This is a genomic window from Sphingobacterium sp. GW821-FHT03E03 (assembly GCF_059420745.1).
The window spans coordinates 32,796-58,388 of the sequence record NZ_JBWKUH010000001.1 but is presented as its reverse complement, the minus strand read 5'-3'; the positions used below and the strand labels follow the sequence as shown (position 1 = coordinate 58,388).

At 38.0% G+C, this 25,593-nt stretch carries 26 protein-coding genes; 20 read left to right on the top strand and 6 right to left on the bottom strand.

All coding sequences use genetic code 11. The features are described 5' to 3' along the window. Positions 1-202 precede the first annotated feature (202 nt). The 3 genes from AC07UV_RS00235 to AC07UV_RS00225 all read left to right on the top strand — a co-directional run bounded on the left by AC07UV_RS00235 (position 203) and on the right by AC07UV_RS00225 (position 4,212). Positions 203-982: a hypothetical protein gene (locus AC07UV_RS00235; protein WP_495182258.1), complete on the top strand. Its 780-nt coding sequence runs from the start codon at positions 203-205 to the stop codon at positions 980-982. Between the two features lie 43 nt (positions 983-1,025). Then, positions 1,026-1,601 carry a hypothetical protein gene (locus tag AC07UV_RS00230; RefSeq protein ID WP_495182257.1) on the top strand — a complete coding sequence of 192 codons (576 nt, stop codon included), beginning with the start codon at positions 1,026-1,028 and terminating at the stop codon, positions 1,599-1,601. A gap of 178 nt (positions 1,602-1,779) precedes the next feature. Then, positions 1,780-4,212, top strand: a complete 2,433-nt coding sequence (locus tag AC07UV_RS00225) for an outer membrane beta-barrel protein (protein WP_495182256.1) — start codon at positions 1,780-1,782, stop codon at positions 4,210-4,212. 77 nt (positions 4,213-4,289) lie between these two features. Here the strand turns inward: AC07UV_RS00225 and AC07UV_RS00220 are convergent, their stop codons facing one another. Next, entirely contained in the window at positions 4,290-4,793 is a 504-nt protein-coding gene (locus AC07UV_RS00220) for a DinB family protein (protein WP_495182255.1), read from the bottom strand. 607 nt (positions 4,794-5,400) lie between these two features. Between AC07UV_RS00220 and AC07UV_RS00215 the strand changes: the two genes are divergently transcribed. The 5 genes from AC07UV_RS00215 to AC07UV_RS00195 all read left to right on the top strand — a co-directional run bounded on the left by AC07UV_RS00215 (position 5,401) and on the right by AC07UV_RS00195 (position 9,783). Continuing rightward, positions 5,401-5,676, top strand: a complete 276-nt coding sequence (locus AC07UV_RS00215; protein WP_495182254.1) for a hypothetical protein — start codon at positions 5,401-5,403, stop codon at positions 5,674-5,676. A gap of 182 nt (positions 5,677-5,858) precedes the next feature. Then, entirely contained in the window at positions 5,859-6,020 is a 162-nt protein-coding gene (locus AC07UV_RS00210; protein ID WP_495182253.1) for a hypothetical protein, read from the top strand. 539 nt (positions 6,021-6,559) lie between these two features. Further along, the gene (locus AC07UV_RS00205) at positions 6,560-7,291 is read left to right on the top strand and encodes a DUF6796 family protein (protein WP_495182252.1); all 732 of its coding nucleotides are present in this window, start codon (positions 6,560-6,562) and stop codon (positions 7,289-7,291) included. A 215-nt stretch (positions 7,292-7,506) separates the two neighbouring features. Beyond that, complete coding sequence (locus AC07UV_RS00200; protein WP_282254044.1) at positions 7,507-8,376, top strand: pirin family protein; 870 nt, start codon at positions 7,507-7,509, stop codon at positions 8,374-8,376. 366 nt (positions 8,377-8,742) lie between these two features. Continuing rightward, complete coding sequence (locus AC07UV_RS00195) at positions 8,743-9,783, top strand: endonuclease/exonuclease/phosphatase family protein (RefSeq protein WP_495182251.1); 1,041 nt, start codon at positions 8,743-8,745, stop codon at positions 9,781-9,783. Between the two features lie 91 nt (positions 9,784-9,874). Here AC07UV_RS00195 and AC07UV_RS00190 read toward each other — a convergent pair whose 3' ends face one another. The 3 genes from AC07UV_RS00190 to AC07UV_RS00180 form a co-directional block, all read right to left on the bottom strand. Next, complete coding sequence (locus AC07UV_RS00190; RefSeq protein ID WP_495182250.1) at positions 9,875-11,188, bottom strand: sensor histidine kinase; 1,314 nt, start codon at positions 11,186-11,188, stop codon at positions 9,875-9,877. A 198-nt stretch (positions 11,189-11,386) separates the two neighbouring features. Next, positions 11,387-12,343 carry a nitrilase family protein gene (locus AC07UV_RS00185; RefSeq protein WP_495182249.1) on the bottom strand — a complete coding sequence of 319 codons (957 nt, stop codon included), beginning with the start codon at positions 12,341-12,343 and terminating at the stop codon, positions 11,387-11,389. A gap of 41 nt (positions 12,344-12,384) precedes the next feature. Then, the gene (locus tag AC07UV_RS00180; RefSeq protein WP_495182248.1) at positions 12,385-13,224 is read right to left on the bottom strand and encodes a DUF6597 domain-containing transcriptional factor; all 840 of its coding nucleotides are present in this window, start codon (positions 13,222-13,224) and stop codon (positions 12,385-12,387) included. Between the two features lie 96 nt (positions 13,225-13,320). Here AC07UV_RS00180 and AC07UV_RS00175 point away from each other — a divergent pair, with 96 nt between their 5' ends. Further along, on the top strand, positions 13,321-13,542 hold the full coding sequence (locus AC07UV_RS00175) for a winged helix-turn-helix transcriptional regulator (protein WP_495182728.1): 222 nt from the start codon (positions 13,321-13,323) through the stop codon (positions 13,540-13,542). 110 nt (positions 13,543-13,652) lie between these two features. Here the strand turns inward: AC07UV_RS00175 and AC07UV_RS00170 are convergent, their stop codons facing one another. Next, positions 13,653-13,910: a hypothetical protein gene (locus tag AC07UV_RS00170; protein WP_282254050.1), complete on the bottom strand. Its 258-nt coding sequence runs from the start codon at positions 13,908-13,910 to the stop codon at positions 13,653-13,655. A gap of 338 nt (positions 13,911-14,248) precedes the next feature. Between AC07UV_RS00170 and AC07UV_RS00165 the strand changes: the two genes are divergently transcribed. Beyond that, positions 14,249-14,584: a nuclear transport factor 2 family protein gene (locus AC07UV_RS00165; protein WP_120257291.1), complete on the top strand. Its 336-nt coding sequence runs from the start codon at positions 14,249-14,251 to the stop codon at positions 14,582-14,584. A 40-nt stretch (positions 14,585-14,624) separates the two neighbouring features. Here AC07UV_RS00165 and AC07UV_RS00160 read toward each other — a convergent pair whose 3' ends face one another. After that, on the bottom strand, positions 14,625-17,096 hold the full coding sequence (locus tag AC07UV_RS00160; RefSeq protein WP_495182247.1) for a TonB-dependent receptor domain-containing protein: 2,472 nt from the start codon (positions 17,094-17,096) through the stop codon (positions 14,625-14,627). Positions 17,097-17,705: 609 nt separating this feature from the next. Between AC07UV_RS00160 and AC07UV_RS00155 the strand changes: the two genes are divergently transcribed. From AC07UV_RS00155 to AC07UV_RS00110, 10 genes are all read left to right on the top strand, one after another. Then, a complete protein-coding gene (locus AC07UV_RS00155; protein WP_282254055.1) occupies positions 17,706-17,939 on the top strand; it encodes a hypothetical protein in 234 nt (77 codons plus the stop codon). 18 nt (positions 17,940-17,957) lie between these two features. Next, positions 17,958-18,179 (top strand): hypothetical protein, encoded by a 222-nt coding sequence (locus tag AC07UV_RS00150; RefSeq protein ID WP_282254056.1) that lies wholly within the window; start codon positions 17,958-17,960, stop codon positions 18,177-18,179. Between the two features lie 113 nt (positions 18,180-18,292). Then, positions 18,293-18,799 carry a hypothetical protein gene (locus tag AC07UV_RS00145; RefSeq protein ID WP_495182246.1) on the top strand — a complete coding sequence of 169 codons (507 nt, stop codon included), beginning with the start codon at positions 18,293-18,295 and terminating at the stop codon, positions 18,797-18,799. After that, positions 18,781-19,122, top strand: coding sequence for a hypothetical protein (locus AC07UV_RS00140; protein WP_495182245.1), 342 nt, complete (start codon positions 18,781-18,783; stop codon positions 19,120-19,122). The genes AC07UV_RS00145 and AC07UV_RS00140 overlap by 19 nt, the downstream gene beginning before the upstream one ends. A gap of 5 nt (positions 19,123-19,127) precedes the next feature. Then, positions 19,128-20,342 carry a hypothetical protein gene (locus tag AC07UV_RS00135; protein WP_495182244.1) on the top strand — a complete coding sequence of 405 codons (1,215 nt, stop codon included), beginning with the start codon at positions 19,128-19,130 and terminating at the stop codon, positions 20,340-20,342. A 32-nt stretch (positions 20,343-20,374) separates the two neighbouring features. After that, positions 20,375-20,773 (top strand): hypothetical protein, encoded by a 399-nt coding sequence (locus AC07UV_RS00130; protein WP_495182243.1) that lies wholly within the window; start codon positions 20,375-20,377, stop codon positions 20,771-20,773. A gap of 127 nt (positions 20,774-20,900) precedes the next feature. After that, complete coding sequence (locus AC07UV_RS00125) at positions 20,901-21,572, top strand: hypothetical protein (RefSeq protein ID WP_495182242.1); 672 nt, start codon at positions 20,901-20,903, stop codon at positions 21,570-21,572. A 769-nt stretch (positions 21,573-22,341) separates the two neighbouring features. Next, a complete protein-coding gene (locus tag AC07UV_RS00120; protein ID WP_495182241.1) occupies positions 22,342-23,634 on the top strand; it encodes an AAA family ATPase in 1,293 nt (430 codons plus the stop codon). Continuing rightward, positions 23,619-24,308 (top strand): RloB family protein, encoded by a 690-nt coding sequence (locus tag AC07UV_RS00115; protein WP_495182240.1) that lies wholly within the window; start codon positions 23,619-23,621, stop codon positions 24,306-24,308. Before AC07UV_RS00120 ends, AC07UV_RS00115 begins: the two co-directional genes overlap by 16 nt. 15 nt (positions 24,309-24,323) lie before the next feature. Further along, positions 24,324-25,589, top strand: coding sequence for a GTPase-associated system all-helical protein GASH (locus tag AC07UV_RS00110; RefSeq protein ID WP_495182239.1), 1,266 nt, complete (start codon positions 24,324-24,326; stop codon positions 25,587-25,589). Positions 25,590-25,593: the final 4 nt, after the last annotated feature.

Below are 25,593 nucleotides of genomic sequence, written 5' to 3'. Positions count from 1 at the left end.
GTTTCGAAAGAAGCCGTTTATTAGGAATGCAGTCTGGTCCGGAACCAATGGGACACTCCTTCATGCCGTACGTAAGTATGCAAATGGGAGAATTTAGCTGCGGTTAGCGAATCATAAGTCTTCTCAAGCGGATATTAAAACAACTCCTTTTGCTATTTGCGGTATATCTATTTTTATGATCAGATAGACCTACACGATAAAAATGAAAAGAAAAATAGAAGGACTACTGAATGTTTTCATCCCATTATATAGCATAGTAATCGGAATAACCATGGCTTCATGTAATAATGGCTCTCAAACTGCAGCTGTATCAAAAGCGGTGAATGAACATTCGCAAAAAAACAAAGAGCTTGAGCCGATGGTAGGGCCTAAATGCCCAGAGGGGGATAGCTCACATCTGAATATTACAGCATATAAGGGGATCTCTTTCTTTACAGAAAATACCATGCGTGGAAGTGGTGTTGTCAATTTGTCCATCGATCAGCCGATCGACATCTTAAATCTGGACAAAACGATCTACGGACGTATAGTTCCAAGTATAGTTAGGGGTGTAGACGGAGAGTTTACCGATTATGAAATTAATCTTCCGGAAACTGTAATTGCCCGTCAGATTATACCCTATAATGAATTGCGGATTTTTGAATTTGACGCGGAATCTCCTGATCAGGACAGTACTCATTTAACTGTTTATATCAATAGGGAAAGAAAACTTATTCTGAAAAAAGACCTCCAGTATAGTTTTTTGAGCTGGAATGACTACATCAAATCCGCATTTGTGACATTAACAGCAGCTGTTCAGAACATCAGTATAGCAGAACGAAAATACCTGTACCAGGTACTGGAGATAAAGGATGATTCTATATTAATCAGATCGGTTCCGAAGTCAGCTTGTGATTATGTCGAGGATTATAAACCTATTTCCAAATGGGTAAAATGGCGGACAGACCACTGCAAGTTGATCGAGTTCAACTTCTGCTATTAAGTTCGGATAAATAATCTCTTTGATGATTGAAAAACGTGAGCATATGAAAAACCTATTCAAGCTAATAGTATTCTTATTTTTCTTGATTTTGATCTCCTGTCAGGAAAACCGTTTTGCAACCAAGGAGAAAGGTGTAAAAAATACCCATGTAGACAGTGTAAGCAATACTGAGGTTGAATTTAAACAGGTTCTGCTCAATTGTGATGGCGACGAATATAATGCCACAGTCTGTGTTAATGAAAAAGAGCAGATATCAATTGCATTCGCTGAAAAAAAAAGAAATTTCTCCATTGATCAGATCGGCTATATTGACAGCAATGACATAGATTTGGGAGACTTAGGTTTTCAGATTTATGTCTATAAAAATAGCACTGATAAGGTAATTATAATCGATTCATTTTTAGAGTGTGGTCACTTGTTCTATGTTTATTTTTATACTGAAAACGGTCTGAAATTTTTAGGAAAAAGGGAAGTAACAATGATTGATGAAGCCAATTCAATAGAAAGAATAAAGGTAGATCGTTTCAAAGATGAACTTATTATTTCTGCTGGAGAGCATATTGATGATTTAAAATTTGACACAAACAAAGGTATAGATATAGCGATTAAATCAGAATGATGTCTTATTCCCAGTAGTTTGACCGATTTAGGCTACCCTGATCGTCCGTCCGATTTTGTATATGCGTTAATTGAGTTATGCGTTTCTATGCAAGTTCGGGGTTTTTTTTTATATTTTTGCGTTTTATTGCATATTTTGCTTTTTTATCTGTATCATTACGTACGATTAAGGGTAGCCAATGATCCTATTTGATTTTACAAAACTCGTATTGATTGCAACTGTCTTCTTATGGAGTGGAATACTCTATGGGCAGAATGATAGTAACCTGGTCAAAGGTACTGTGGTTGACCCCGAGATGTCACCTGTTGCCTTGGCTACAGTAGGATTGTACAGCAGCAGTGGGGTATTGGTATCCAGTACAAACACTGATAATCTGGGAATTTTTCAGCTTCGGGGTAAAATCCCGGGTAAATATTTTATAGCGGTAAAACACCTTGGCTACCTAGATCATAGGAGCGCCCTATTTGACCTTGCTAATGGCAATCTGGGTACCGTAAAACTCTACCGACAGGAAAATAAATTGGAAGCGGTGACGGTCGAAGGTAAAAGAGCGGTGCTGACGGTTGATGGTGGCACCATTGTCTATCAGGTAGAAAATAGTATCGGAGCACAGGATATTTCGGCTTTTGACGCATTGAAAAGAGCTCCTGGGGTACAGATAGAAAATGAAGTCGATATTACGCTCAACGGCAAAAGCGGAGTGCAGATCTTGTTGGATGGGAGGCAAACTTTTCTTTCGGGAAAGGAGCTCAACGATCTATTGAAGTCAATGTCATCTAATAATCTCCGATCCATCGAAATTGTCAATAGTCCTTCTGCTAAATATGATGCGAGCGGTGCTGCTGGTATTATTAATATCAAAACGAAGAAAAATCAGTTGAAGGGGCTGAACGGAAGTATTACAAGTGCCTTTGCTTATGGTGTCAGCCTGAAGCAATTGCAGAATATGACCTTCAATTACCGGGTGAATAAACTCAATGTATTTGGGAATTATAACCATACATTGGGCCATTACAATTACCTCTATGGGACCGATCGTAAGCAAAACGGCAAATCTTATGACAGCCATACGGTCGATGTGGACAAGCGCCAGAAAATGGGTGCTCAGGTGGGGATAGACTACTTTCTGAACGATAAAAATACAATAGGTTTTTTGACAAACGGTAATTTTATCTTCGGTGGTGGACTGACGAATACAGCTACGGCTATTGCAACACTTCCTTCAGTTGTATTTGAAGAATCTCTTGATGCAATCAACGATTACTATGGTCAGAGTACCAAGCGCTACAACTTTAATCTGAACTACAAATATGAAGATACACTTGGTCGTAGTCTAAATGTGGATTTGGACTACGGTCTTTTTGATAAATGGAATAAAAACCTACAATCGAATACCTATCGGGACAACCAGGGAAATGTCGTTGACGAAAATCTGTACCGCACGCTGAATAATATCGATATTGATCTAAAAGGGCTAAAGGTTGACTACGCTACGAAACTGTGGGACGGAAAATTGGAAGCAGGTGCCAAATATTCGGCTGTAGGCTCTAAAAACAATTCCCAGTTTTATCATGTCAGCCCCGTAAGTGATAGTCTCGATAATAGACGTTCCAATGATTTTCATTTTGACGAACGCATAGCCAGCGCATATCTTGACTATAAAAGAACTATCGGAGAATGGTCTCTCCAAGCTGGGCTACGGCTAGAAAATGCGAATTCCAAAGGTATTTTATTTTATCGGGAGCAAGGAAAGGATCTGGATGACCATATCAATAGAAATTTTACTAATCTTTTTCCCTTTTTATCTATCACGAGGCAACTGGCCAATAAACAGACAATTTCACTGTCATACGCCAAGCGTATTGAAAGACCAGCGTATCAGGATCTGAATCCTTTTGTCTATATGCTCGATGAACTGTCTTTCTGGAAAGGAAACCCGTTTTTGACCCCCTCACTGAGCCAACGGTTTTCCTTACTTTATTCCCTAAAAAGTTCGACGGTTGTCGGCTTAAATTATGCGTATACGGATCAATTGAATGCCAAGATAACGGATACATTGGAAGCTGATAAAATAATGATGATCAGCAAAAATGTGGGTACGCAAAAGCATTGGTCGCTATCCTTGACTCAGACGCTAACACCGAAACCTTGGTGGGATATTACCTTTAATGGGTTGATGTATTATATCCACAATGATGTTTCATTTGACCAGTACCAAAACCTCAATTTAAAGCAGACCGCGGGACGTGTTAGTCTGCTACAGTCTTTTAAGCTGCCGAATAAGATGCGGTGCGAGATTTCAATGGTCTACAACTCCAAGCGGCTGACGGGTGCAAATACGATCAGTAGACCGATAAGTCAACTAGATATTGCATTCCAAAAGAGTTTATTGAAGGATAAGGCGACACTTAGGCTGGCCGTAACGGATGTTTATAAAGGTAACCAGATTAAATACACACAGAATTTACCCGGCTTGCAATCATCAAGCTACGGCTACTATGAGTCAAGACAGGTGCGTCTGAGTTTTGGCTATAGATTTAGCAGTGGGGCGGCAAAGGAACAACGTAGTCGAAAGTCAGCGCTAGAAAGTGAAAGTGGCCGAATACAGTAATGAAAAAATAAGGACGTCAATCACTTGGTGTACTGTCTAAATATTGTGTTCTTTTAGAGCTATTGAGAATGGATGTGTTACACATCCAAATGCTGAATTTTCAGGAACTTAATCGTAATACCCATCTGCCCGAGGTGGTACATATCATGGTGAATTAAACCCGTTAACAAATACTTATAATCGTGCGGAAAGGAGGTGTCAGCATGTGGGTAAGCAGTATGAAGGAAAGAGTCATCTTTTCCTTCCAGAAAAGAAATAATATTTTGCTGTGTTGTATGAAGATCCTGCATTAGATTCTCCCAACCACGTTTTCTTAACTCATCATTGCTTCGCCAGTTTGCGGCATCACTCATCTCAAGTCCTCTTTGATTTCCTTTTAGGCGGCTTAAAACTTCCCGGCGCCACTCGATTAAATGTGATGCTAACTCTGCTATGCTATGCATTGCGGGGATAGGACGTTCAAAAGCTGTCGTGCCATCCACCTGAGATAGCTTCTTTTCAAAATTTTCGTCGATCCAGAGATCAGCTGTTTCGACATCCTTTAATTGTTGAATATGATCTTTTATCAAAATATCATCCATGATTATCAGTTTTAGTTCTCTTTTTTATAAAGGAACAATTGCTGGATGGAGAAGGTTTAGGGTTTGGGGAAAATGATGCCGTTTTGGAAGCGGCTATCGCACAGTTGACAGGTGGATAAGTGACAACTATATTTAATATATTAAAAAAGCGCATCATTATTGTTCGCTTTTGGTTAAATCTGATTGCGTTGTTTTGGTCCCAGAAAAAGGTTAACAAAGATTATAAAACATTTTTTAGCTCGATCAGGTTAAAGTGATCATCATTTTTAAGGAAGTCTTTTAGTATGGCAGCAAAAGGATTGATGCGAGCGTAGTTTTTTTTTTGCTAATAAGGCTAATCGCTTAGACGGATAATAACTTGCATATAACGAATGATAAAAAAGATGTACCGGATCTCAATTTGCCACTGTGCCTGGTCTATGATTGCTGTATATTTAGGCGTAATTCTTTTTAGGTGGTGGACAATGAAATAACTTTTTTAGCTATTTCTGATTCACATAATTTTACTGATCTGATAGATAAATATAGGTTAATTTTATGTTTATGTAGGTGATTTTAATATGTTGATTATTAGTTGTTGTAGTTGTAATTGTAGTTGCGTTTAGTTGTGAAAGAGTTATCTATATTGAGCTGCAATATCCTGATGGCGAATTTAAAATACTACAACCAAGAATTCGGAAATTCCTATTTACAATTGAAACCCTTAGATAGGGCTGAAGTAGTGGGCAGTAAGGAGATCAAAGTGGAAATACTGATAGATGAAAATTTGATCAAGTTTGCCGTCACAGAGGTGACAATGACAGAAGCCACTGCTTTGATAAAATACTATTTTGAGCTCGATGAAATCGGTAATATAGATTCCTATGGGCTCGGATATCCATAGCGGATTAGTCGTGATAAATTTAGTGTCTGCAGATGTTTTATTTATATTGTTATTGTTTGTAGTTTAATATGTTATATTGGTTATATAAATTAAAAGTATAGTGCTAAAAACAGGTGCTTATAACCATTGGTTATGGTTGTTTTTGGAGTAATCCGATATGTTTTAAGCAGAGATAGGCTGTCATGGGGAAAGGCCAATTGGTAGGAGAAAATGAATTTCGACTAAGCTTGGATGCATTGTTGTGGTGCACGAAGCTACCAGACAATGGACACAGTATTGATGGTGTAGAAGGAGGTATTAAGGTCGTAGCGGAACTATTAGGTCTATTCCTTGGATCAGGTTGATTACGGAGAAAAGTTGTGTACAGGCGATATTTTGGCTATCAGAGGAGGACAGTATCAGTTTTATCGAAATGGTCAAAAAGAGCCTTCGATATCAGATGTAGTATAAGATAATATCAGCTGTGCATCGGATATTGAATGTGTTCCAGCTGTTTAGCGATCAATCTAATGTGGAAAAATATGGTTTTTATGTATTATAATTAATTTATTAATAGGTCATTGTATTGTTTTTGGTTAAGTTTTAGTGATAGTTGGTGTTCTCGGTATGTAAAGGCAGACTGACTGGTTGTGCAACCCGATGATACTGACTAAAAGTAATCTGCGCTTGATCTGTGGATGTGGGGTTGAGCGGAAACTCTCCATTGGTAAATGTCCTATTTCGCTTTTGGGCTATGTAGCTTTCTAAGTCGAGGTTTGCTATTGCCGCAGTATCTATTCAAAAAATCCGTTCTACGGACAAATTCCTCCTCTAGACGGATTCCGTCTAGCTTCCTTAACGATACCTTTGCAACATATTTATATTATTTAGAATAATTCTTGATATGCTTTACACTACAAAAATTAAATGGTCATTTGTTGCTAGCATACTGGCGGCGGTATGTTGGATTATTGGAGATATATTTGTCGCGGGTTTTGATGTAGATCCTTCGGAATATCCACTTTTTTCGGAGACTTATGCGGATCAGGTGGACGTGGGTATTGCGGTACTCATGCTGAAAGGGTCGAGCGCACGCCTCATGTTTGGTGCACTGATTGCCTCGATGACGGCTACTTTGTTCCTGCCGGGCGTATGGTTGGCCTATCAGTATTTTCACGACAAATCCAGGTGGTATGCCTGGGGAACTTATTTTGTGTTGATAGTCAGTGTTATGCTGATGCCCCTCGGTCATGCGGACTTTTATTATACGGGTGAAATATACAAAGCAATATACCATACCGATCCGGTCGCTCATCAATATCTGTTGGAGACAGCCTCGGGCTTTACTAAGGTACTGTATATTGCTTGGGGGACGGCTATTGTGGTGTTGATGGTAGGTTGGCTACTGTTTTCGATACTGATTTTTATGCGGAAGACACAATTGCCCCGCTGGGCAGCCTTTATCAGTCCTGTTTTTATCACCATCTATCAGTTGCCCTTGAGATTCCTACCCTCGTCTGTACTGAAGGGCTGGTTGCTCGCTGCGGGATTTAATATTTCATACCTAATTTTTTTTATCTTGTTGTGGCTACTTTTCAAAAAACCCGCGGCACAAGATACGGTGATAGATTCTTAACCTACATTAAGTTTTTAGCTTAAGCTAGGTTATTGGTTTATACCTCTCTGTTGGCGTAAATTTGGATATACAAAATCGAACAGCAAGCAAGCAAGCAAGCAAGCAAGCAAGCAAGCAAGCAAGCAAGCAAGCAAGCAAGCAAGCAAGCAAGCAAGCAAGCAAGCAAGCGGAGTGTATTCGATGATGTATGGATTCAAAAGATAGGAGTATTAAAAATGAAAAAATCAATTGAAAAAATCTTCCCTCGACCTGCACAGCCAGGTATGGTAGGTGACGGATTCCGTGTGTACAATATGGTTCCCGGTAACGGGATTACCAAAAGACGGATGAGTCCTTTCCTCTTATTGGATTTCAATGCGGAATTTGATTTTGGTCCATCAGATCATATTCGTGGAGTAGATGTTCATCCGCATAAAGGTTTTGAAACCGTGACTATAGCCTATAAAGGAAGTGTGGCGCATCATGACAGTTCGGGTAACAGCGGGGTGATCAATCCCGGGGATGTTCAATGGATGACAGCTGGAGCAGGAATATTGCACAAAGAGTATCACGAGGAGAATTTCTCCAGAGCTGGTGGTCCTTTTGAAATGGTGCAGCTTTGGGTTAATCTACCTGCAAAGGATAAATCTACCGAGGCGCATTATCAGGGCATTACTGCAGATCAGATGGGCAAAGTACAGTTGCCTGAAGATGGCGGTATTGTTAATATCATAGCTGGTATATTTCAGGATACAAAAGGACCAGCCGAAACTTATACTGCAGTCAATCTCTTTGATATTAAATTAGAAAAGGGTCATCAGACAGCATTTACTGTTCCCAAATATCACAATTCCGCCATTCTGGTTGTCAATGGAGAAGCAGAGGTCAATGGACAGTTGGCCAAAGAACATAGTTTTGTGCTGTTTGAAAACGATGGTGAAGAAATCGTGATCAAGGCCAATGAGCAAGCTGTCTTACTGTTTATGAGTGGAGAACCTATTGACGAACCTATTGTAAGCTATGGCCCTTTTGTAATGAACACACAAGAGGAAATCTATCAGGCTTTCGAGGACTTCCAGGCTGGTAAATTCGGTACACTTGAATAGTCATTGATAGAAAACCACTGTACTACTTTCTGCTAAAAATGATTGCTGAATATAAATGTCGGTTTATAGATTAAATCATGAATTTCCCCTGAGTCTAAAAGCTCAGGGGATTTTTTTTGAATAAGGTTCTCTTTACAACAAGCCGTTCAGTTTTTTTATCGATAGATCTGGTATTTCAATAGCGCCTAAGACAATTGTGGCGGTACAACTTCAGTGGGGTGGTGTAGACAATCTAGGCAAAATCATATGGTTGTTACAAAAATAAGATAGGAGTTGTGCCAAAGTCTTTGGATATTTGAAGATTGGACTTGCCTTAATTCACTAGGACAGGTTTTATAAACTGATGTGTTACCATATACCATATAGATGAAAATAGGAAGATTTATAATGTTGCTACTGCTACTCAGTATAGGACAGATCATAGCCGCCAAGGGGAAAACCGAGTTAAAAGTGCTGCAGATCAATATCTGGCAGGAGGGGACGGTTGTACCCAATGGATTTCCGGCTATTGCGGATGAAATCATAGACAAGAATGCTGATATCGTGCTTTTTAGTGAGGTACGTAATTACAAAGGAACAGATTATATCCAGCGGATATTAGCAGAATTAAAATCCAAAGGGGCAAGCTATTTTGGTAAGTCAAGTGATGAAAAGCTGGATGTTGGATTGATCTCCAAATTTCCAGTGGCGGACCAACACGCGCTATATGGTAAAGATAGCGAGATGGGAGGTGTGTTGAAAAGTAAGATCAAAGTTGGCAACCGCGATTTCGTCTTTTATTCTTTACACCTGGATTATACCAATTATGCCTGTTACCTACCTAGGGGGTATGATGGAGTAACCTGGAAGAAATTGGAGAACCCGATTACTGAGGTGTCCGCAATTGTAGAAGCCAATCGTAAAAGTAAAAGGGATGAAGCGATACGTGATATTATACACGATGTGGACGGGGAGAAGCAATCCCAATCTTTTATTATTGCGGGCGATTTTAATGAGCCTTCACATTTGGACTGGACTGTAGCGACAAAGGATTTGTTTGACCATCGGGGTGCCGTGGTGCCTTGGGACTGTTCGGTTCTATTAAACAAAGCGGGGTTTAAGGATAGTTTTCGTGTGCAGTATCCCAATCCGGTAAGTCATCCCGGGTTTACCTATCCGGCGTTCAATCAAGATGTCCCTATTGATAAGCTGGCTTGGGCACCTACAGCTGATGATAGGGACAGGATAGACTATGTCTATTATCGCAGTAAGCAACCATTAAAAGTGGTGAAGGCGAGGATTGTGGGTCCTGTGGAAACGGTGAAATATGCTAAAAAGCAGGAAAAAGATAGCGAAGATGAATTTTTGCTTCCAAAAGGAATATGGCCTACAGATCATAAAGCCCTGTTAGTGACTTTTAGCTTTTAGGAGAGAAAAGTTAATTGCACTACTGTGGATTGAATACAGTGCTAAAGGAATACAGGGGACATTGCACGGCATAAGAAGCACGGACAGGTTTTTAGCAACAGGTCTGTGCTTCTTTTTTGGAGGCCTGGTTTCTTGTGGGGTATGATGGTAAGCCAACGGTGAAAATTGAACCTTTATTGGGAATACTCTGAATATCGACTATACCCTTATTTCGCTCGATCAGATCTTTGCATAATACGAGCCCTAAGCCCGACCCGGGTTCATCTTCCGTACCGAATGATTTATGCTGGATTACATTAAACAACAAGGCGGATTTGGAGGGATTAATTCCAATCCCCTCATCTTGGATATGAATGTGTGTATGGATCTCATTCCTACTGCAATAGATGCTTATCTTTCCAGCCACGTAGCTAAATTTGATGGCATTACTAATAAGGTTGCGTAGTATGATGGACGTGTGATCCTTATTGGCGAAGATATGTGTTCCTTCGGTGATATCAATTTCTATCTTGAGTTGTTTTACCTGTATCTGATCAGCAAATAATGTCATGATTTCGCGAATCAATGGTTCGATCAGCACTAAAACAGCTGGGCTGGTAATCCCACGCATACTGCTACTTCCCCATTGCAGAAAGTCGTCCAGTGCCTGGTTTTGATGCACAATCTGTTGATAAAGTTGTTGTATATATTCTCTAGATACGGTATTGTTAAGTATTTGGTCGCGAAGCATCAACACCAATGCTTCCAAACTAGCAAATGGACTTTTGATATCATGAGCGATGATGGAAAATATTTTTTCCTTATCGCGATTCATGGATTCCAGTTTTCTCCGCTGGTCTTCAATCTTCTCCATATTGTTGTAAATAATCTGGAGGAAGGAGTTTACAGCGATTACAATAAAAGCAAGTGCATTGCTAATGTTGAAGATCAGTCTCAGCCTGGGAACACGTTGGACAACAGGAACAATTGTCGGAAGGAAATAGAGCAATGCAATGGCGAAAGAGGTAGCAAGACAGAAAAAAATATGGACACGACGGTCGTCATAGAGCAACATCGAAGCAATCAGGGTGCATAATAGAAAATATTCTCCTCCATTTTTAAACAATATCGCTCCCAAAAGAAAAAAGATGAAATTGCTGATTAATAACATCGCTTTCGCAAAGTTATGTTTACCATCGTATTGTAGAAAGAGTACCGAAATAGAACAGATGGTATTGGATAGGTTGATCGTCGACAGCAAGTAACGTTTGTCGATGATATTAAGGATAAAAAAGCAAAGCGTTGGCAATAAACAAAGTATGGCAATCAAGTTGACCATCTGTATCCTTTTGAGGTCGATATAGGACATATCCGGACGGGTACCGATATTAGTGAGTATGTTCCAATATCTTCGGATATAGTTCATAGTTTTATTTAATCTGCTAGTGAATATTAATCCGCTAAATTAACATAAATAAGGTTTTGTAGTGTGATGTTTAGCGAAAAAAATCTTCGCAATACTTTAATTGATAGATGGCTGGGGTACCTCTGAAGGATGATCATGATACAACTGATTTATGACTTCGGTTGAACAGCCTTAAATCAGTTGTAGGATTGATAGAGACTAGCTATTTTCTGCATGTAACCAGACTACTTTTTGATCTGATTCATGTTGTTTACCAATAATGTTGCAGTAGAGCTCTGGTCTTCGCGCGCTGATATAGCGATGTCCACCAGCCTGTATCAGTTTTTCGGGTGTTATTGTAGCTATGACAAAGCTATCGTCAAATGTACGGCATTCAGCGAGAATATCCCCGAAAGGGTCTAAGACCATTGAACAACCGTTTTTTAACTGATCGTCATCCATTCCGATAGGGTTTGAAAATACAGTATATACCGCATTGTCATAGGCCCTAGCAGGCAACCATTTCATTAGCCAGCTCCGTCCTTTCATTCCATCAAACTCCAAACGCAAGGAGGTTGGGTCATTTTCACGATTATGCCAGAGCTGAGGATCTACAAAGCCCGCTCCGGGTCTAGATGAAGGTGTGCACATGGTCACATGTGGCATAAAGATAATATCAGCTCCCAATAATTTTGTCGCTCGTACGTTTTCAATGACATTATTATCATAGCAGATCAAAATACCACATTTCCATCCTTTGATCTCAAATATCGTATAATCTTGACCTGCGCTCAGGTAAGGATTTATGAAGGGATGTAATTTGCGATGTTTGGCAATTAAGCCATCTTTGTCGACGCAGATATAAGGCTTATATAAATTGTCATTTTCATCTTTTTCAAATAAACCAGCAAGAATGGTGATATTGTATTTGGCGGCTATCTCGATCAACTTCTGGGTGCTCTTACCTTTCGGAACGAGTTCGGCAATATTGAGCATCTGCTGTTTATCTAAATTTCTTGCAAAGGTATAACCTGTAATGGAGCATTCGTGAAAGGCAATCACATCAGCACCTTGGGTTGCGGCCTGTTGCGCAAGGGTCTCGATGATTGTCAGATTATAGGCTTTATCCACACTTTTATGCTCAAATTGTGCTGTAGCAATTTTTAATTTGTCCATATTTCTTTCATTGATCTATTGACAAATCTACTTGTAAGTGGTTAAGATAAATTGTACAAACCCGACAAACGATCGGGCAAGGCTTGAAACTCCATAAAATTGATTGCCAGTCTGCTTGTATTGTTCAAGTATATGGATGGTGTAAAACCGGTATATTTTTTAAATGTCCTGATGAGATGAGATTGATCAAAATACCCACTTTCGTAGGAGATCGTCGTCAGTGTGGTATCATCAGGTTTATTGCGAAGCAACTTCAAAAAGAAATGGAGCTGGACAATGCTTACGAATTTTTTTGGACTCATACCGACCTGTTCGGCAAATATCCGTTCCATGTGTCGCTCAGTATGGCCGCTGTGTTTGAGTAGTTCTTCAACAGAGAGGAGTCCGTTATGGTCGGTAATATATTTTAATACATTGGAAAATGAGGTTTGACCTAGCGATTTGTTTTGAATGGCGAGTGTATAAAAGAAGGTATTTAATGCATTTAATTTGGCTGTTGGATGGCTGCGGTACATGAGCTGATCATAAAGCCGTTCTGCGGACTGTCCAAAAATATCCTGTAAGCCAATGATTTGATCTTTTAGCTCATGTGCCGGTACACCCAGCAATTTGTAGAGACCATCAGGTTGGAATACAACAATAATAAAGGAAATCCGTTCGATCAGACAGAGATCTTTAAAATGACTGATCTGACCGTACAAAAATGACTGGGGGAGATGATCGCTTTGGTTGATGGATAAACGGCCCTGATTCAAAAGAAATACGATTCCTGTATTTCCATCCGAGAATAAGCGTAGCGTTTTTTGCGAATCATCAGCACTTTCCAAAAAAAGATAGTGCTTGATGTAAGGCAATAATTCTTTTGACGGGAGTATCTGCATGATCTAATCCGTGAATTGATGTATACCAAATGTACGTATTTCCTGTTGTATGAAAAATTAAAAATGATTTGATATTTAGCGTTATCTGTCGTCTCAATTGAGGTTTCTGACCGCGTTAAGGTAGACCGGCGTGTATTGAATCAACAGCTTAAGGAGCTGGAGCACGACGGAATACTTCGCAAAGAGGTCTTTAAAGAGCTGCCACCCCGGGTGGAATATACCCTGACACCACTAGGTAAAAGTCTGGTGGAGGTACTCTGGAAATTAAATGACTGGGGGGAATCGCTTTTAGTTGAGAAGAATGATTCTCACTGTTAAGAGCCTGCTCATTCTATGAGCAATAAGTGGGGCATATTGCTCCAATACATCAGTTATTTAGTTCCTATAGTTCTTACCACAATCCATACAGCCAGCTACAAAATTGCAATTTATTCCTTCTTGGATTGGCGGGATTTGATTTCTTGGTTGATCTGTATATTATTCACATAGATCGGTATAAATACACAAAATAAGGAAGCTGCAATACCTGAAAGAGCATATTTTTTTGTTTTAAATGAAAGGTAGACCAAAACCACGATAGCTATAAACATGACAATGCCAAAAGATATCATGACTCCAATGGACTGTTTTTTCTTTTTGTTTAACTCCTCGCTAGTCAATTGAGATAAAACTTTGTTCTCTGGCATGGTTCAATTGTGTTAGGGTTTATAAAAAAGGGTTATATACCTCCCTTGTTAGAAACAAATTTAAATAAATTTTTGACCCTGTAAAGTTATTTTTTGATGCCAGTGATAAAGCCAGATAAGGGTTGTTTTTCTAGAGGGAATCTTTGTTTTGACGAAAATATAAGGGTATAAGTGATAGAAGGGAAGGAAAAAATAAAAATATATAAAACGCTTGGTCAATTTTGTTGTTCTTTTATTTAACTGGCCTAGGGGCAGGATGTTGTGAATTTTTATTTAGGTATTCATAATAGCAATGGCCTAATAGGGAATAGTATCAATAACCATAAAAAAAGGAAGAAATGAAATCAGCAAAATACATTGTGCTCAGTTTTCTCGAAAGCCTGAATAAAGAAGATTTTACGGCTGCATATGAATTATTGGATAGTGACATGGTCTTCGAGGGTGTGCTTGGGAGTAGGCATACTGCGGACCATTATATTGCGGATATGAAGAAAATGAAGTTTAAATACAATATTAAAGAAGTAATGACAAATGGTAATCATGTGGCTATCTTCTATAACATTGATATGGGTGGAATGGAGATCTTTAGTGCAGGCTGGTATCAAGTAGAAAATGAGCTGATCCTGAAAATAAAGGTTGTCTTTGATCCACGGCCACTTCTGAAAGATAAATAGCTTTACTCAGGAGTGTGTGGATCCAAACTCCTGAGTAAAGCTATTCGGCCCTTCGTTTGAGATCTTCGGCGGCACCTGTTTTACGTGACTGTCCTGTTTTGGTGGATCCAAAATTATAGCTATAGGACAACATCACAACTCGGGGCTCTCTTCTAGTCTTAAAATTTTCTTTGTAATCATTGTAGACGGTCACCCCCTTTATAGTATTGCTGTTGAATATATCACTTACGGCGAGCTTCAGAGTGTTTTTGTCCTTAAATTTCTTTTGCAACCCGATATTGAGATACCAATAAGGGTCAATACGGGCGAAGGCGTATACCTCGGTAGCTTTATAATTGGCCGCTAATTCGGCAACGAAATTTTTACCCAATTTAAGCGTATGGATGCTATTCATATCGAATGTGAAATTACCAATATTATTGATCTGTGTCCCTGAAACGTTTCCTGTATATGAACCGTAATAAAAGTTCGCGCTGTTGTTTATATCCCACCAATTGGTCGGCTTGATCGGTAGAATGAGATTGAGGGAGTAATAGGAAGCTGATTTCAGGTTCTCTTCTGTCTGAACGGTGATGTTTTCTCCATTTTCGATTACGGGTTTTATGACAGTCGTAATATTGTTGCTTATTTTGCTATAACTCAGGGTGGCTATATATCTACTTTTGAAACTATAGGTGAGTTCGTAACTTTGCGATGTTTGTGCATTTAGATCGGGGTTGCCAACGCGATATGTTGTCGCATTAATATAGTATTTAAAGGGGTTGAGCTGTTGATAATTGGGACGGTTGATGCGACGGCTGAGATTGACTTCGAGATTATGGTCTGTTGTGAACTCATAGGAAAAAATGGCACTTGGAAATAGCTGAGTGTATTGCCTTTTATTAATTTGTGCAGTGGTTAGCTGTGTTCCTGTAACATCGGTTTTTTCAACACGTAGACCTAATACGGTTTTCAGCTTATTCCATTTTTTTGACACATTACCATAGGCTGCGTAGATGTGCTCCTGGTAGATGTAATGATTAGATTTATTGGTGTCCCGTACTGCCGGCGATGTACTATGATCGTAAAATTCAATATCGTTATCTGATTTAACGTAACTCGTTTTAAAGCCGGTTTCCAGTTTGAGGTTTTTAGGGAAGATCTTAATCCAGTCGCTTTTTAGCGCATAAATATTCAAACCACCATCAGTTTTTCCTCTTAAGATATAGGGTATACCTATAGGTTCACCATCGTTGTTGCTGGTTTTGGTATCAAAACCTTGGTTTGATGTATTGACATAGCGAATGAAATCTATATCCGTGCTAAGTTCAGAACCAAGAGTATCCATGCTGTATTTATGGTTGAGATTAACAGAGATATTTCTCAAGGTATTGTTCGTTTGACTTAACGTGGCGATATGACTGAGTGGTTGATCGTTGGGGGCTAGGATAGCCGTTTTGCTATCCCCACGTGGTTTAAAGATATTACTTGTGAAGCTGACAGATGCACCCAATACGTTTTTGTCAGTTAGATTATAATCGAAGCCGATTTTACCATTATGATTGCGGGTATTGAACTTAAAGAAATTGTCCTGTAGGTATGTTTTCTCTAAATTGCCTTCCGTGTAAAACTTTCGATCGATCATAAGCTCGTTAAATGCTTCGCGATAAGCAAAATTATAATTGGCAAAGAGATTGAGCTTATTATTGCGATGGTTGATATTAAAACTGTTGTTATTTTTAACGTATCTACCTGCACCTAATGCTGTAGAAAAGCTTCCGTTGGTTCCCTTATTTGTTCCTTTTTTTAGTTTTATATTGATAATGGCAGTTCCGGCTGCGTCATATTTTGCAGATGGGTTGGTAATGAGTTCAATTTTGTCAATCGCAGATGCGGGGAGGCCGCGGAGGTAATTGGCTAGTTCATCGCCGGTAAGTGGTGAGTTTTTCCCATCAATCTGTATCAAAATATTGTTTTTTCCCCGCAGAATAACGTTGTCATTCCCATCTATTGTAACACCAGGTGCTTTTCCCAGTATTTCTAGCGCAGATCCACCCGTATTTTGAAGGCTGCTTTCCACATTTAAGATCATTTTACCATCATGTCGTTCAATAAAAGGGCGTGATTTGTTGATGACGACGGTCTCCAGTCGTTGTTCGTTTATCCGAATTTCAGGTAGAGCTATGTCATGGTCCGTCACTTGAATGACCTCCGAATTGTAGAGGTCTGATTGACCCTGGCGAATTTTGAAGTAATAGGCTCCTTTGCTGAGGGCATTAAATCGGAACTCACCCTGTTGATTGGGAAATTCGGTCTTGATCAGCTTAGCCTCTGTATCGAAGAGGTTAATTTCCAGCGGGGCAATCTCTGCAGTAACTATTTTTCCAGATAATATAAAATCGTTTTTCTGAACCTTTTGCGCCATGATCTTGGTTGTCGATATAGACAGTAACAGGGGTATGAATGTGATCAAAATTGATCCTGCTATAGAATCGGTTAGCATGATCAAGTGGAGGTTTCGTTGAGTTCGCATTTTTTATATTTCTATCACCGTTGTATGTCTACTCCGTAGTTGTATGTCGTATAAGCTTGTATTATGTTGCAGGATAATATGGTGTAAGTTTGTAGGCTTTGAGAAAATTGCGCTGATTTTTCTATCTTAATGATGCAGGAGTCCGTTGCGCATAAGGTGAAATGGAAGTTAATAGGAATAATGCTATGCTGATGATTGTCTCTGCCTCGTTATAATTTTTTGATGAAAATAATTACGATTCGTTGAGATTGACTTAAGATTCGTTTAATGTTGACCGAAAATAACTCGATATCTTTGATTCGGCAGTTGTTCATTTATTATTCAGGAGATTGAGCCTTTTCTTGCTAAAGATCTTTCTTTGGAAATTAATAGATTGGAACAGCAATTTGTGTTATTTCGGATAATAGGGTAGAAAGTGTTAAATAATATCAGATAATGGGTATAACGGAAATATTTGTCGTCATACTATGCATTGGAATTGTCAGTTTAGTTGCCGGCATAATTTTGTTGTTGTTGTATTTTGCTCTTACACTTATAAGTACGAAGGATTCGTGGGAAAATTTTATTAAAAAGCTTTTTAACTCGGCATATTATCTATTACAGATAGGTATGGTCATATTTATGCTGGCGCTAGCGGGCATGATCATCAGTATGACTATTGGCGGAACAGCAAAAGGCGAATATAAGTTGAGATTCGGTAGAACAGGAGGTGGCTATACAACGATTAGGTGGGCTACCAAACCCATACAATTTGCTTTTCAGACTGTTGGCTTTATAGGTTTTTCTATCTGGCTGATCTATTTTTCGATTAAACAGATTCGATTTATTTCAAAGAAAAGATGATTTTTTAAGCATCCTTGAATGAGACTTATTTTTATTATTATTGGTGGAATAGCTGGTATTTTGTTTTCTTTTTGGGATGCCATGGTTAGTTATTCCGATACGGCTCCAATTGGCGATCAGTTTGGGTTAGCAATTATTTCATGGCCTTTCTTTTTAATCAAAACACTTATTTATCTGCTTATTGGATCACTTTCTGGTTGGTTGATCAGTTTGGTCTTTAGAAGAAAATTGCCACAATGAGATTATACGGATAATGATGCGGTCATAGCGAATAATAAATATCTCCTAACAAATTTAAAATAATCTAATACACGACAAAAATCAACTGTATATTGGTGTAAAATTAATCTGGTATGAAGTGGATGTTTTGCATATTGATTTTTGTGACAATGGAAACGAATGCGACGTTTACCCAGACTTATTTAAGGAATGGAGTGTATGAATTAGCTGATATTATTTCATCAGATACCATTGGAAATGGAAGAGAGAAGATGCTAACCTTTGAAAAGAAAATCATCAGAAGAACACTTACTGTATCGAATGATACAATCTGCTATCAGATCGGAGAAAATACACAAACACCTGCGGCTAGTTTTGGAATACAAGCAGATTATTGTTTGAAACTTAAACCTCGCAATAACGGATTCAGCGCGGAAAACAAGACTGTCAAATTGAAGCTAGTTATCCTAGATGATGAGACTATTTCGATGGAGGTTTTAGCGGGAAAGGCCAACTACTTTTATAGTGGCGGTCAATATTTTAAACGTGTAATTGCAATTCCAACTGAAAGAAGAACATTGACTTTTAAACGGGTATTAACGGCCGAAGATATTGAAAAGTTATGGGAGCAGGAGCAATAAAGGATAAGGTAGGAGTCAACATCCTCAAAGTCGCTCAGGTTATTGTTGGAGGGATCTATATCCTGTTTATTCTGCTTTATCTTGGCCTTATTGTACCTGAATACCTAGCCTGTATCAATTGTGATAAAGAAGGTGCAATGGGAACTAATATTTGGGGTGATTCAGTGCAATGTTTTGGCGATAGTAAGGCCTTTGGTCAGGTTATGTTTGATGTGTCAACGATGACTATCGTTGGGCTTTCTGTTGTATTAATTCTCCTATTTCTTTGGCGGAATTTGATATCCAGGGGTGAGTTTCGAATTAAAGATTCCAGTAAAAAATGAGTGCTATGAAAAAAGTCTTCATATTGATTTTAGCGGTTGGTACTTTATTGCAATCCTGTAATTATAAAGCACAAGATCATGTCAAAGAAAAGGTCGTTCCAGCAATGGAGGAAGCTATTATGCAAGTTGGTACCATAAAAAACACAGGTGTCCCAATTCGTTCTTTTATTGGTAGAACAACCAACGATACTGTGGTGTCAAAGATGCATACCTGTCTTGGTGTAATGTTCTTGGAAAATACGTCTAAAAATAAATATGCGCTTGCGCAGTATTCCGCTATCATTGATCATTGCCAACACGGGCAGAGCAAATTTGTGATTGAAAGATTTGTACGTCATGATGCGAATGGTCAATCTGTGTTTTTGATTGTAGACGAACTGGATGTAGTGGCCCACTATCCGGCAATCTGTTTTGGTAATTTCCGATTGGCAATAGAAGATGACCGAGAAGAAAATTATATAGTTGCGTTTTATAATAATGATAGTGAGGTAATTAATCAAATTAGCAGGATATGGCGTATCGACTTAGAAAAGGAAAATTTTGTGGAAATCAGCAAACCTAGGGATTTGATATTAACCAATCCTGACTATGTTGAATCAGATGAAGACTCAGCATTTGCATTCCCCTCAACAGGGGGAAAGGCTTTGGATTTTATTGTCGATCCTACTGTTTTTGAGATTCAATATGAAACAACTGGAGACTTAAATGGGGATAGTCTATCTGATATTGTGATGGTTCGAAGAGATAAAACAAATAAAATGTCGATCAGATCAATCTTGGTACTGCTTCAGAATAAAGACAAATCCTACCGTCTGCACAAAATTTCGAACCTCCTCATGCCGGTTGAATTTAATAAGGATGGATCAAAAATATATGGAACAGAGGATATTAATATCGTAAATGGTGAGCTTCACCTTAATTTTTATGGGCTTGCTGGTGTGCAGGGTAATATTTGGGGGCATTTTAAATATTTTGGGGATGATCTGATGTTGACTTATGTAGAGACTTATCATGTGGGTGCTGGCTCTTGGCAATCGCTCTACTATGATGTGGTAAAAGGAGAATTGACGGAGGAAATAACGGATACAACAAAGGAAGACATGCCTGCCAAAACTAAGACATTTAAGATGAAAAAGAAAAAATATCTATTTGAAAATAGCTCATTGGATGGGGTTATGGAAGCCGCTTATAAAATAGTCAATTCAGAAGAGGCAGTATAACCGAAAATATGTATTCTAATATCTTAATGATTATGAACAATGAAAGCAATGTTAGTATGTGTCGAAATAAGGGGGGATGCGGTTTTAGAATAAAGAAAAGCATTGTCATTGTTTTGGCTGCAATTACTATCCTAACCTGCGGTTGGCTCATCCTAAGTCTGATGAACTCTTTGGATATTCCGTCCAATAAGAATGATCAGTTTGCAAGTGAGCAAAAGTGGCGGGTGGATCAACGGAGCGATATTGATTCCTGCGAAAAACAAATTATCAAAAATCAGATAGATCTGAAACGTGTCAATGAAAGGCAGATTTCGGGGAGGGCTTTTCAAACACAAATATTAGCTCTTTTGATAATTGTATTTCAATTGATATTGATTGTTTTCGTGGTATTGATACGCCGGAAGCCCTATTCTTTTCAAAAGACTTCCTAATATGAAATTATTGAGATCTATATTTGTGGTGGTAATACTATTGGCATGTATTTTTTGCCTTATTTCATTTTTGAAGCCGATACCATATTGCAACAGTTGCGGTGAGGATAATCTATACCGATTTCGCATGGGAATCTATCAGATAGATACAAATATTATTCAAGAAAAGGAACTGCAGAAACTTGGTGGGCTATTGTCCTTTGCTGGAATCCAGAAAATTAGGTGCCCTAATGAGATGGAGAGGCAGCGGGACAAAATGCTTGCACAAGCTATTGATAGCACAAATAGGAGCTTAAAATGGAGACTTTTGAAAGATGATCTATGGATTAATAAAAATGGAGATATCGGATTGAAGGAAATGATCTCTGTGGGAAATGAGGGTATTACTTTTGTTGATAGTTATCTTATAAGAATGGGCTTTAATACAGAAGAACCCTTGAATACGATTATTGATACCAGTACGTTTCAAAAGCTAAACAGTGCATTTTACAAAGATAAAAAACATATTTATCGCTATTATGCAATGGCTTACGGTGGAAGCTTTTCTACTTTTGAAAAAGCTGACCACGCGACTTTTGTAGCACTTGGTGATTGCTATGCCAAGGATAAAAGGCATATCTATGAAAATCGCCAAGGTATTTTAGATCATGTAGACTATAAAACGTTTAAAGTCAAAAGTACGGTGTCCGGTTGTTTTGCCAAAGATAAAGATGGCTATTTGTCCTGGGGGGATCGGATTACAGGTGTGGATCCCAATGATGAATATGTAAAACAGGCGATCAGCGAATTGGATAAATAATGCGGCGGCTTAGTGAGGGATTCAAATTCTATCCGTTGGGTGTAGTTAAGGCCTTCTAAACCTTTATGATATCTAATATCAAGAATTTTAAGATTGGGCAATTTGATAGACCACTAAGTTATACACTTTTTCTTGGAAATGTTGTCTAGTATGAGGGACAGGTGAGGGGATTTATAAAAAAGCAAACCAAACACTGAAGAATTCTTACAAAATACTGGATGCTGTAATATTTTAAGAAATCAAATGTTTGGTTTGTTTTATCTTGTTCTTTTTATTGCATTTATTTCCCGATACAAAAAGTGAATAATCCTGAGTGTCAGTAGTTTAATTCACCATGAGGGGTAAATAGGGTTTTAATTTTTTCCAACTATTAATAACTATAACAAAGTTACAAATATTCTGAAAACAAAACAATTATACCAGAAAAAATAAATAATTCACCTTCTCAACTGTACCTTAAAATTTGCATCAAAATTTTAGGGACAAATAAATACCAAAATGACGAAATATTTGTTGAGATGTATCGAATATTTCCCCTAAAATCTTGCGCTATTTTTTTAATATCTTGCGTTATTATATGGGGAAACTGAAATGTCAGGATGGAATAAATTCCGTTAACGACCCAAGATACCATTCCTTCCTGATTGCTCCATTATTGAAGGTTGTGTATACTAAATCATCCAAATAATGAGAAAACTTCTCATTATTTGGATGATTTAGTATTTTTTCACTAAATTTGAGAGAATTTCTCATAAATACAAAAAAAATTATGTTACTCGAGTTTTCAGTAGGTAATTATTTATCATTTAAAAATAGGGCTACGTTGAGTATGCTAGCTACGTCGATAAAAGAACATGTCGACACAAATATATTTTCAACCGAACGACATGAACTGTTGAAAGGAGCGATAATATATGGAGCAAACGCGAGTGGTAAAAGTAATATGATCAAGGCAATGTCGACAATGACAAGACTTGTATTACGCTCTTTTGACCTTTCCTCTACAGGAGATTTGGATATAACACCTTTTCTGTTAAATACGGAAACCGAAAAAGAACCTTCATTCTTTGAAGCCATTTTTCTGATTGACAATGTTCGCTACAGATATGGATTTGAAGTAGACAATTTCAGTGTTAGGGCGGAGTGGTTATTTGAAGCTGTCAAAAATGCGGAGAAATCCTTATTTCTTCGTGAAGAAGAAGGTATTGAAATTATGAAGGGGTTTTCAGAAGGAAAAGATCTTGAAGAAAGAACTAGAAATAATGCATTATTCCTTGCTGTTGTTGATCAATTCAATGGTAAAATTTCGCAGCGGATTATGAAATGGTTCAGCAATTTCATAAGTATTTCGGGTTTAAGTCATGAGAGTTACAAGGATGTAACATTTGACATGCTAGAAAATAAAGAAACAAAAAATGAATTACTTGATTTTTATAGAAAGCTTGATTTAGGTTTCGATGATATCAATATCTTAAAAGAAAAAATTAATCAAAAAGAGTATTCACGTAATTTGTTAGGAAACATTGTTAAACATCTTACAATTGATTACGAAGGTTCAGTAACAATTGATATCAAAACAACGCATAAGAAATATGACAGTAATAATAAAGAAGTAGGCATCACAGAATTTGACATGAGGAATCAGGAATCAGCTGGTACGAACAAAGTCTTCAATATATCAGGACCTATTTTCGATGTGCTTAAACATGGAGGTCTTTTAGTCGTTGATGAGCTGGACGCAAATCTACATCCCTTGCTTACCTTGTCAATCACAAAACTTTTCAACTCATATGAGTTTAACAAAAATAATGCGCAGCTTATTTTTGCAACCCATGATACCAATTTATTGAATTATGGAAACTATAGAAGGGATCAGATTTATTTTGTCGAAAAAGACCAATATGGTGCTTCTGAAATCTATTCTCTTGTGGAATATAGAGAAGAAGGAAAAACTGTACGTAAAGATAGGTCTTTTGAAAAAGATTATATCGAGGGACGTTATGGAGCAATCCCGTTTATTGGTAACCTATCAAATTTCACAAAGGAATGGCAAGAAGAATAACAATTCCCAATGAACGTCTGAATAGGTTTGCCAGGCAAGATCAGAAACGAAAAAAGGATACCCGAAATAAACGAAAATATTATCTTATTGTGTGTGAGGGTGAAGCAACTGAACCTAACTACTTTGATGGATTGAAACAGGATCTGCCGAAAGGTGTATTGACAGCCTATCAGATTGATATTGAAGGTACCGGAAGAAATACACAGTCTTTAGTTGATGAAGCAATACGATTAAAAAATTCATACGAGAAAAGTACAGCTCGTCCCATTGATAAACTCTGGGTTGTTTTTGATAAGGATAGTTTTACCCCTGAAGACTTCAACGGAGCCATAGAAAGATGTAAAAATAGCGATATAGGCTGTGGATGGAGCAATGAAGCTTTTGAATTATGGTATCTTTTACATTTTCAATATTATGAAAATGCCATGTCGAGGACGACTTATAGGAAGAGGATCGAAGGCCACCTTAAACCTGTTTTAGGAAATGGTTTTAGATATGAAAAGAATAGTCGGCAGATGTATACACTGCTCAAAGAGCATGGTAGTCTGGAAAATGCCATTCGAAATGCCAAAAGGCTGGCTGGGAGGTATGAAGGAAGGCAAGATTATGCTTATCATAATCCCTGTACAATGGTTCACAGACTAATTGAAGAATTATTTGCCCTAACAGATTAATGAAATAAACAAATTATGAAAAATGAACTTTTACAACCTCTGTTAAAAGCAGGTCTATTAAACATTGGTGACAGTGACGAGAGGTTGGATAATATTGAGAAATCCATCTCAGATGTAGAAAATCTATTAAAAGAAAACCTAGGCCTGATCCCTTCATATACGTTGGTTGCCCTAGACCCTAATATCGAAGCTGATGAACCTGTTCTTATTGAAGTTGAAGCTATTATAGCTGAACACTGGAAGGCTTTAAGGGCAAAATTTACTGAGACTCCTGTACAGATTATCCGTGCGGTAATTATCAATGCACTGTATAATATCGGAAAAGAGGATACAAGAATTGCGAGAATTGTATACCTAAAAGCAATAAATCTATATCCATTTGTAAAGCTGAAAAAAGAAAAAGATGTTATTGAACAACTGATCACAGAATTTGGCGATATTTCTGAGGAGAATGCGTCAGAAGAATGGCAATTGGAGAGTGAAGCTCCTGAACTCAAAATTTCGCCTCTAAAAATAGATAATCTATCATTTGAAGAGGTCGAAATAGATAATGACGAATTAAAAGATGGTCTTAAAATAGCTGCAAATAAAAGCCAAGAAGGGTATAATGCATATCAGCATGCAGAACAGTGGTCAACACATTTTTCAGAAAAAGCAGCAGATTCAATATCTAATACTGTGAATGCTGCTTTTTCAGAATTTTCATCCTCTGTTTCGGCTGATTCCATAGAAAAACCAATCAATACCTTCTTTACTGCATTTAAGTCTTCTCTAAATCAAATATTAGAAGCTTCATTTAATTCAATGCAAGCCGTTGAAAGAAGGAGTAAGTTACTATGGTGGAAAGAAACACTGTATTCATCTTCCCTAAAAAATAGTTATCGTTCGGTCAATGAAATTCAGCAGGCTGTCATTATGTCAAAAGACCTGTATGAGCAACTTCCTTCTGTGGTTCCGGCTAGTGTTGATTATTTATTGCGGGACACTTTGTTGCTGTTAAACAGTAAAGCGGGTAAAAAAGCAAAATTTTCAGAGCATTTAGCAGAAATTGCAAAAGGAGAAAATCAGGAAATTCTGAAAAATCATCTCACCAAGGTTCAGCACCAAGATAAGAGAATTTCTGTTACAGATTTCATTACGCTTTTGGTTTATGGAGAGGCGGTGCCCTCCTCTTTTAAACATTATACCGGAATTGATGATACCAATCAGGTTTCATTATTGGATATTTCAGTGATGATTTTACATGATCTGATGGGAGATTATTTAACAAAACATATTTAATTGC

Bases quoted from the DNA above. Each gene is read 5' to 3' on its own strand.
- AC07UV_RS00235 (WP_495182258.1), top strand. From the start codon at position 203: ATGAAAAGAAAAATAGAAGGACTACTGAATGTTTTCATCCCATTATAT.
- AC07UV_RS00230 (WP_495182257.1), top strand. From the start codon at position 1,026: ATGAAAAACCTATTCAAGCTAATAGTATTCTTATTTTTCTTGATTTTG.
- AC07UV_RS00225 (WP_495182256.1), top strand. From the start codon at position 1,780: ATGATCCTATTTGATTTTACAAAACTCGTATTGATTGCAACTGTCTTC.
- AC07UV_RS00220 (WP_495182255.1), bottom strand. From the start codon at position 4,793: ATGGATGATATTTTGATAAAAGATCATATTCAACAATTAAAGGATGTC.
- AC07UV_RS00210 (WP_495182253.1), top strand. From the start codon at position 5,859: ATGGGGAAAGGCCAATTGGTAGGAGAAAATGAATTTCGACTAAGCTTG.
- AC07UV_RS00205 (WP_495182252.1), top strand. From the start codon at position 6,560: ATGCTTTACACTACAAAAATTAAATGGTCATTTGTTGCTAGCATACTG.
- AC07UV_RS00200 (WP_282254044.1), top strand. From the start codon at position 7,507: ATGAAAAAATCAATTGAAAAAATCTTCCCTCGACCTGCACAGCCAGGT.
- AC07UV_RS00195 (WP_495182251.1), top strand. From the start codon at position 8,743: ATGAAAATAGGAAGATTTATAATGTTGCTACTGCTACTCAGTATAGGA.
- AC07UV_RS00190 (WP_495182250.1), bottom strand. From the start codon at position 11,188: ATGAACTATATCCGAAGATATTGGAACATACTCACTAATATCGGTACC.
- AC07UV_RS00185 (WP_495182249.1), bottom strand. From the start codon at position 12,343: ATGGACAAATTAAAAATTGCTACAGCACAATTTGAGCATAAAAGTGTG.
- AC07UV_RS00180 (WP_495182248.1), bottom strand. From the start codon at position 13,224: ATGCAGATACTCCCGTCAAAAGAATTATTGCCTTACATCAAGCACTAT.
- AC07UV_RS00170 (WP_282254050.1), bottom strand. From the start codon at position 13,910: ATGCCAGAGAACAAAGTTTTATCTCAATTGACTAGCGAGGAGTTAAAC.
- AC07UV_RS00165 (WP_120257291.1), top strand. From the start codon at position 14,249: ATGAAATCAGCAAAATACATTGTGCTCAGTTTTCTCGAAAGCCTGAAT.
- AC07UV_RS00160 (WP_495182247.1), bottom strand. From the start codon at position 17,096: ATGCGAACTCAACGAAACCTCCACTTGATCATGCTAACCGATTCTATA.
- AC07UV_RS00155 (WP_282254055.1), top strand. From the start codon at position 17,706: ATGGTCATATTTATGCTGGCGCTAGCGGGCATGATCATCAGTATGACT.
- AC07UV_RS00150 (WP_282254056.1), top strand. From the start codon at position 17,958: ATGAGACTTATTTTTATTATTATTGGTGGAATAGCTGGTATTTTGTTT.
- AC07UV_RS00145 (WP_495182246.1), top strand. From the start codon at position 18,293: ATGAAGTGGATGTTTTGCATATTGATTTTTGTGACAATGGAAACGAAT.
- AC07UV_RS00140 (WP_495182245.1), top strand. From the start codon at position 18,781: ATGGGAGCAGGAGCAATAAAGGATAAGGTAGGAGTCAACATCCTCAAA.
- AC07UV_RS00135 (WP_495182244.1), top strand. From the start codon at position 19,128: ATGAAAAAAGTCTTCATATTGATTTTAGCGGTTGGTACTTTATTGCAA.
- AC07UV_RS00130 (WP_495182243.1), top strand. From the start codon at position 20,375: ATGAACAATGAAAGCAATGTTAGTATGTGTCGAAATAAGGGGGGATGC.
- AC07UV_RS00125 (WP_495182242.1), top strand. From the start codon at position 20,901: ATGGGAATCTATCAGATAGATACAAATATTATTCAAGAAAAGGAACTG.
- AC07UV_RS00120 (WP_495182241.1), top strand. From the start codon at position 22,342: ATGTTACTCGAGTTTTCAGTAGGTAATTATTTATCATTTAAAAATAGG.
- AC07UV_RS00115 (WP_495182240.1), top strand. From the start codon at position 23,619: ATGGCAAGAAGAATAACAATTCCCAATGAACGTCTGAATAGGTTTGCC.
- AC07UV_RS00110 (WP_495182239.1), top strand. From the start codon at position 24,324: ATGAAAAATGAACTTTTACAACCTCTGTTAAAAGCAGGTCTATTAAAC.